General features: G+C 67.8%; 6 protein-coding genes and 1 pseudogene. 3 read left to right on the top strand and 4 right to left on the bottom strand.

Annotation, left to right across the window (positions count from 1 at the left end):
• From QK444_RS30325 to QK444_RS36525, 3 genes and pseudogenes are all read left to right on the top strand, one after another.
• Positions 1 to 724: pseudogene (locus QK444_RS30325) on the top strand (hypothetical protein); the annotation flags it as partial.
• A 191-nt stretch (positions 725 to 915) separates the two neighbouring features.
• Complete coding sequence (locus QK444_RS30320; protein ID WP_282785534.1) at positions 916 to 1,875, top strand: metallophosphoesterase; 960 nt, start codon at positions 916 to 918, stop codon at positions 1,873 to 1,875.
• Positions 1,876 to 1,993: 118 nt separating this feature from the next.
• Positions 1,994 to 3,265, top strand: coding sequence for an XdhC family protein (locus QK444_RS36525; RefSeq protein WP_349239551.1), 1,272 nt, complete (start codon positions 1,994 to 1,996; stop codon positions 3,263 to 3,265).
• Between the two features lie 59 nt (positions 3,266 to 3,324).
• Here the strand turns inward: QK444_RS36525 and QK444_RS30305 are convergent, their stop codons facing one another.
• From QK444_RS30305 to QK444_RS30290, 4 genes are all read right to left on the bottom strand, one after another.
• Positions 3,325 to 3,468, bottom strand: a complete 144-nt coding sequence (locus tag QK444_RS30305; RefSeq protein WP_282785533.1) for a hypothetical protein — start codon at positions 3,466 to 3,468, stop codon at positions 3,325 to 3,327.
• Between the two features lie 172 nt (positions 3,469 to 3,640).
• Entirely contained in the window at positions 3,641 to 5,083 is a 1,443-nt protein-coding gene (locus tag QK444_RS30300) for a DUF1254 domain-containing protein (RefSeq protein ID WP_282785532.1), read from the bottom strand.
• 351 nt (positions 5,084 to 5,434) lie between these two features.
• A complete protein-coding gene (locus QK444_RS30295) occupies positions 5,435 to 5,947 on the bottom strand; it encodes a nitroreductase/quinone reductase family protein (protein ID WP_282785531.1) in 513 nt (170 codons plus the stop codon).
• An 88-nt stretch (positions 5,948 to 6,035) separates the two neighbouring features.
• Positions 6,036 to 6,383 (bottom strand): hypothetical protein, encoded by a 348-nt coding sequence (locus tag QK444_RS30290; RefSeq protein ID WP_282785530.1) that lies wholly within the window; start codon positions 6,381 to 6,383, stop codon positions 6,036 to 6,038.
• Positions 6,384 to 6,563 lie beyond the last annotated feature (180 nt).

Below are 6,563 nucleotides of genomic sequence, written 5' to 3'. Positions count from 1 at the left end.
GGACGTGAGTGCCGCCGCGGACGTGAGTGCCGCCGCGGACGTGAGTGCTGCTGCGGACGTGAGTGCTGCCGCGGACGTGAGTGCTGCTGCGGACGCGAGTACCTCCGCTGGTTCGGGTACCGCCGCGGACGCGAGTACCGCCGCGGACGCGAGTTCCGCGGCCGACGTGAGTGCTGCCGCTGGCTCCGGTACCGCCGCCGCTGGCCCGAGCGCCGCCACCTGTGCGAGTCGCACAGCGATCCCGGCGACCGCGACCGATATGAGCACCGGAGCCGCCACACCGCTCGCTCCAGGTGGGGCGGGCACTGCCCCTGCCACGACCGGTGCGGCCGCGGCTGATGCCTCCGTAGGTGCGGGCGCGTCGACCGGTGCCGGTGCCCACCCGGGGGCCGCGACGTCGCCGGAACCCGCACCCAGTGGCATCCCCGTGGTCGAGAACCTCGCCATCCGCGGCGATGTGCTGACCTTCGACTGGCCGCTCGGCGTCACCGAGGTCATGGTCGTGGTCCGCACCGATTCCCCGCCGGTCGCCCCCGACGATCCCGATGCCCGCGCCTGGAAGCTCACCAACACCCGCTACCAGATCGACGGCGGCGTCCGCCTGCCCGCCGATATCCCGCGCCCCTGCCATATCGCCATCGCCTCCACCCGGCGTGAGCCCAACGGAATGCTCACGGTGGCGGTCGGGTTCGCGCCGTCCGCCCGCATCCGCTGGGAGTTGTGAGCCCGCACAGCCGTGGGCGGGTGATCAGCAGAGCCGTGGGCGGGGTAATCGCACAGTCGTGGGCGGCTGACCAGCACAGTCGTGGGCGGCTCGAGCAGCGTGCGACCGCGCATGGGAATCTGGTGGGAGCCGCCGCTGTTGCCGCAGGGAGTGCGTGCGGCGCGTGGTCGTGAGCAGAGAGGCGGAGCTGGGTGAATCCGAAGCTGATGGCGGTGAGCGACATCCATGTCGGTCATCAGGGCAACAAACCGGTGGTGGAGCGGATCCGGCCGGACTCGCCCGAGGACTGGCTGATCCTGGCCGGTGACGTGGGCGAGAAGACCGACGACATCCGCTGGGCGCTGGAAACCCTGCGCGGCCGCTTCGCCAAGGTGATCTGGGTGCCCGGAAATCACGAATTGTGGACCACCGCAAAGGATCCCGTGCAGATCCACGGCGCTCCCCGCTACGACTACCTGGTCTCGATGTGCCGCGACCTGGATGTGATCACCCCGGAGGACCCGTTTCCGGTCTGGACCGGCGCGGGTGCGGAGGAGTACGGCGGCGCGGTCACCCTCGCTCCGCTGTTCGTCCTCTACGACTATTCGTGGATGCCCGACGGTGCGCTCACCAAGGCGCAGGGCCTGTCCATCGCCCGGGACCGCAATGTGGTCGCCACCGACGAGTTCCTGCTCTCCCCGCAGCCGTACGCCACCCGCGACGCGTGGTGTCACGCCCGCGTGCAGTACACCCAGCGCCGCCTGGACGCGCTCGCCCCCGATACCCCGCTGGTGCTCATCAACCATTTCCCGCTGCTGCGCGACCCCACCAAGATGCTGTTCTACCCGGAGTTCGCGCTGTGGTGCGGCACCGAACTCACCGAGGACTGGCACATCCGCTACAACGTGGTGTGCTCGGTCTACGGTCACCTGCACATTCCGCGCACCACCTTCCACGAGGGCGTGCGCCACGAGGAGGTGTCGCTGGGCTATCCGCGCGAATGGCAGCGGCGCGGGCTGCCGGACCAGCTGCTGCGCCAGATCCTGCCGACACCGCAGTACGGCCCGGACGATCTGAATGCCTGGGGCGGACACTTCAAGATCACGCCCGAGATGGAGAAGATGGCGGCGGAGATGCGGGCACAGGCCGACAAGCGGCGCGGACTGGCCTAGCGGAACTGGATTTCGCAGCTCGACGGCTTTCTGCCGGTATCGATCTATCGGTAGCCGAATATTCGCCCTATCCGCGCTGCGGCGTGCGTGCCGACCGCCTCGCTGTGATGATGGGGGAGTGCGCGAGCTGCTGCCGCAACTGCTCGACCGGGTCCGTCGCGGGCCGGTCGCGCTGGCACGCATTATCGACGTCACCGGCGCGGGACCCCGCGAGGTGGGTGCCGCCATGCTGGTCACCCCGTCGGGTGAGGTCATCGGTTCCCTGTCCGGCGGCTGCGTCGAATCGGCCGTGGTGGACTCGGCGGTCGCCGTGCTGCGCGGCGCGGACGCCGTTCTCGAACGCTTCGGCGTGGCCGACCCCGACGGTATCGCCGTCGGCCTGACCTGCGGCGGCGAGATGGAGATCCTCGTCGAGCGGGTCGACGCCGCGCAGCTGCCGCTGCTCGAGGCCCTGCATCGCGATATCTGTGCCGGTCACCCGGTCGCCCTGGTGACCAGCATCCATGCCAGCCCGTCCTGGCAGCTGCTCCACCCCGGCCCGATCGGTGCCCCACCCCGAGCTGCGTTGTCCCGTGACGCCCTGGCCGGTGACGCGCCGTCCCGTGACGCCCTGGCCGGTGACGCCCTGTCCGGTGACGCGCCGTCCCGTGACGCCCTGGCCGGTGACCCCCTGGCCGGTGACGCGCCCTCCCATGACACCACATCTCGAGACGGCCCGTTCCGAGCTGCCCCGGCCCCGCCCGATGAGGTCTCGCCTCCGTCCCGCGATGCCGTCGGCATGGCCCGGGCGGGGCGCACCGGTGCGATCGGCTCCGACGCATGCGATGACTCCGCCTACTCGCCGCGCGCCTTCGTGCAGAGCTTCGGGCCGCCCGCCCGCATGATCCTGGCCGGAGCCAATGACTTCGTCCGCGCCCTCAGCCGCACCGCCGCCCAACTCGGCTACCGCGTCACCGTCGTCGACGCCCGCGAAACCTTCACCACCCCGGCCCGTTTCCCCGCCGCCCACGAGGTGGTCGTGGACTGGCCGCACCGCTACCTGCGCCGGGAACGCGAGGCGGGCCGACTCGACCCCCGCACCGTGGTCTGCGTTCTCACCCACGACCCCAAGTTCGATGTCCCCGTGCTCGGCGAGGCGCTCACCATCCCCACTCTCGCTTTCGTCGGAGCACTCGGTTCCCGTCGGACACACCACGACCGTCGCGCCCGTCTCATCGAGGCGGGTCTCACCACGGGGCACCTGCGCCGCCTCCACAGCCCGCTCGGTCTCGACCTCAACGCCCGCACCCCGGAGGAAACCGCCATCTCCATCGCGGCTCAGATCATCGCCGAGACCGGCGGCGCCTCGGCCCGCCCGCTGTCTGCTGTGGATGGTCCGATTCATTACTGAGGCAATGGTTACTGAGGCAATGGCTTTCGGCTGTGGTCGAGACGGCGGGGAGGTCGGCCTCAGCCGATCGCCCGGTCGACGAGTAGCAGGGCGGCGACGAGTCCGGCCGCCACCACCAGGGGATAGTTCCCCGATGCCGTGGTGTAGTCGAGCATCGACGCCACCAGGAGAATCGCGAGGATGAGGAAGAGAAGCCGCTTCACTGGATGCCCCCTTGACCGGCCTCCAGCATAGAAAACGCGGATTACTCAGTGCCACAGGTGAACTCGTTCGTGGCAGCGCCTGGACATCGATGGGGCGGGGGAGGGGCGGACCTGCCCTCCGAAATGGCCGTCCGGCGGCTGAATTACGCTGCCGGACGGCCGGTTCGGTGTGTCAGTCGCGGGTGACGGCGGGCGGGTTCCAGCTACCGTCGATGATCGCCTGATCGGGCCAGTAGAGCCGCAGCAGCATATTGAAGTCTCCGCTGGCAGGCGTGGGCAGCCAGTTGGATTCCTTGTCCGTGCCGGGGTTTTCGCGCTGAATATAGACGTCGACCGACCCGTCGGGATTCTTGGTCAGCCGTTCGCCCCGCACGGCGTAGCGGTTTGCCGGGTTGTCGACGAAGAATCCTTGTTCGTCGTACATGGTGAGCGACCAGAAGCCTTGCACGGGCGGGAGCTGGTCGGCGTCGAAGTGCAGCACATAGGAGTTCTCGGAGGTGAGCTGGGTGTTGCTCGCGTCGACGCGGGTGGCCGGATAGATCGCGTCCTGCGGCAGATTCGCGCCGAGACCGGCGTAGGCGACGACCGCGCGGGCGGCGTAGTTGGTGCCGTAGTCGCCGATATCGCTGCGCGCGATCTTCCAGCCGTTGACTTCGTCGTTGCCGAGGTCGACCTCGATCTGCTCCAGCGCCTTCGGCCACGCCTGCTCCCACCGGGCGCGCTCGGCATCCGGGAGGGCGCTCAGGTCGAGCTTCGTCTCCGGGGACCAGCCGATGGACGCCAGCCGGTCGAGCAGGGCCTCGTCGCCGGGACGGGTCTGCGAGTGCGACAGGCTCGAGTAGTACAGCTCCCAGTACTGCTGCGGGGTCAGATCGTGGATGTACTTGGCGACCTCCTGGTCCCGGGGCCAGTCCGGATGCAGGTCGGTGTTGGGCGGGGGCGTGTAGGAGGTGCCGTAGGCGCTGAGCGGGACCGCGGTCATCCGGTCCTGGATGGCGATCACATTCGGTACGTCGTCGGGGCCATCCACCTGGATGCGGCCGATCATCCAGCCGGAATCGGTGGCGAGCCGGTATTCACGCACCCCCTCGGGCAGACTGCCCCGCCAGTCGGGACCGACCAGTGCGAATTCGTAACCCGACACGTCGTCGAGGGTCCTCGAACCCGGGGAGGCGTCGATATTGGTCCACATGTCCATGATCGGGAACAGGTGGTAGCGGTCGCCCATATCGGGAACGCTGATGATCAGCGGCTCCTGCGCGACATCGAAGAACATCGACGTGTAGAGGGTGTCGACATTGGGCCGCACGACGTTCTTGAACGTCGCATCCGGGAGGAAGTGCAGTGGCGCGAGCTGATTCATCGGGGCCGCACCGATCAATGGATCCCGGGCCGGATAGTTGGTCGACTGCCGCCGCGTCACCTCCACCGCCACCAGGGGGTAGGTGTACACGTACGCCTGTACCGCCAGATCATCGGCGGTCGGAGCGGAGGCCCCGGTCGGCTCCGCCGATTCCGAGGAATTCGACGAGCAGGCCGCCGCCAGCGCGATCACCGCCACCAAGCCCATCGCGACCGCCGCCCTGCCGCGTCCAGATTTCGAACTGCTGATCACCGCATCCTCCTGTGTGGATCCGCCGAGCACAGTCGCGAGTGAGCCAGGTGGCTCACTCCTCGCGAGCGTAGCCGCTTCCTGCGTGCGGAGTTGGAACGACGAGGCCGTCGCGGCATTCCATGGCCTCCAGCGGTCAGCCGGCACACCTCCAGATGCAGTGTGGCGCATCAGCGATCTCGCCCCACCTCAGTCCGGAGGTGTCACGGCGATCACCGTAGACGTCGGTACCGACTTCTTCAGGGTGACCAGCAGCGGACAGTCTCGACCCGCTGCTGTCCGCGCGGTTGTCGACGCGGCCGATTACGAGCTGGCGGGTTCCTGATTCCGCTCGTCCCGAATCGGCTGGGGCGTTCAGCTCTCGTCGTCGAAGGTCAGCACGACCAGCGGTATCGGTCGGTCGACCTTGGACTGGAAGTCCGCCAGCAGTGGGTTCTCGGCCAGCGCCCAGGCCGCGAACTCGTCGTAGTCCGAGCCTTCCAGCACCTTCCCGGTTCCCTGATGGGTCTTACCCCGGAACTCGATGGTGACCCGCGGGTTCGCCTTGATGTTGTACCACCAGGCCGGGTACTTGTCCTCGATGAACGAGCTCACGTACATGGTGTCGCCCCGGTACAGGGGTCCCAGCGGAGTCGTGTGCCGCTTACCGCTCCTGGCCCCCGTGGTGGTGAGCAGGATGAGGTCCCCACCCGCGTAGGCACCGCCCACCTTGCCCGAGTTGTTCCGAAACTCCTCGATCACATCGGCGTTCCAGTCGGCGATGCCGCCTTCTTGGTCCCACGCCTGGTTCCACGGCGCGTTCGGGTCGTCGTAGTCGGTGATCGCGGGCTGATCCGGTTGTTCCGCAGTCGATTCGAAGTCGCTCATGATTCGATTGTGGCGCAGGGATAGGACAGATACTGTCCTAGTTCGGCGCGGGGCTCGAGATTTCTCGGTCGATGGCAGGAGAAGTACGTCACGCAGGACCGTTCACGGCCAGCAGGAAGCTGACGACCCCCACACCGATCAGCAGTGGAATCGCCAGCACTGGCCATATCAGCAAGGAACGCTTACGCGACCAACTCCGCGCCATCAGCACCAGTGCGACGCACCCGGCGCCAAGCGTTCCGAAAAACATCAGGCCAGCGCCTACGTCCACGTAGGTGCGGCACCGGTCGGTGCACGCGCTGGATTCTCCCCCGGGGGCACCGACGAAGCCGATCATCAGCGTCGCGGTCATTCCGGCGAACACCACGAATGCGAGCAGGGCCACTGCTGCGGTCAGGTCGACGGCACGCAAACCTGGTTTGCTGTCAAACTCCACGGCCGCAGCATAATCCGAAATGCGGGCGGGGGAAGTGCGGATCTTCGGCACCATGGGCGGCCCGAATGTCGGTGACTCAGTATGCGCCCCATGACAATCAACTCGTCGAGATGGAGGTCGTTGCGGCGGTGGTGGATGCTGATCGGGGGACAATCTGTCGCGCGTCAGACTTTGTGGCAG

Origin of the sequence: Nocardia sp. CC201C, from assembly GCF_030010695.1 — a bacterium.
Lineage (GTDB): Bacteria > Actinomycetota > Actinomycetes > Mycobacteriales > Mycobacteriaceae > Nocardia > Nocardia otitidiscaviarum.
This window is presented reverse-complemented; position numbering and strand designations above follow the sequence as displayed.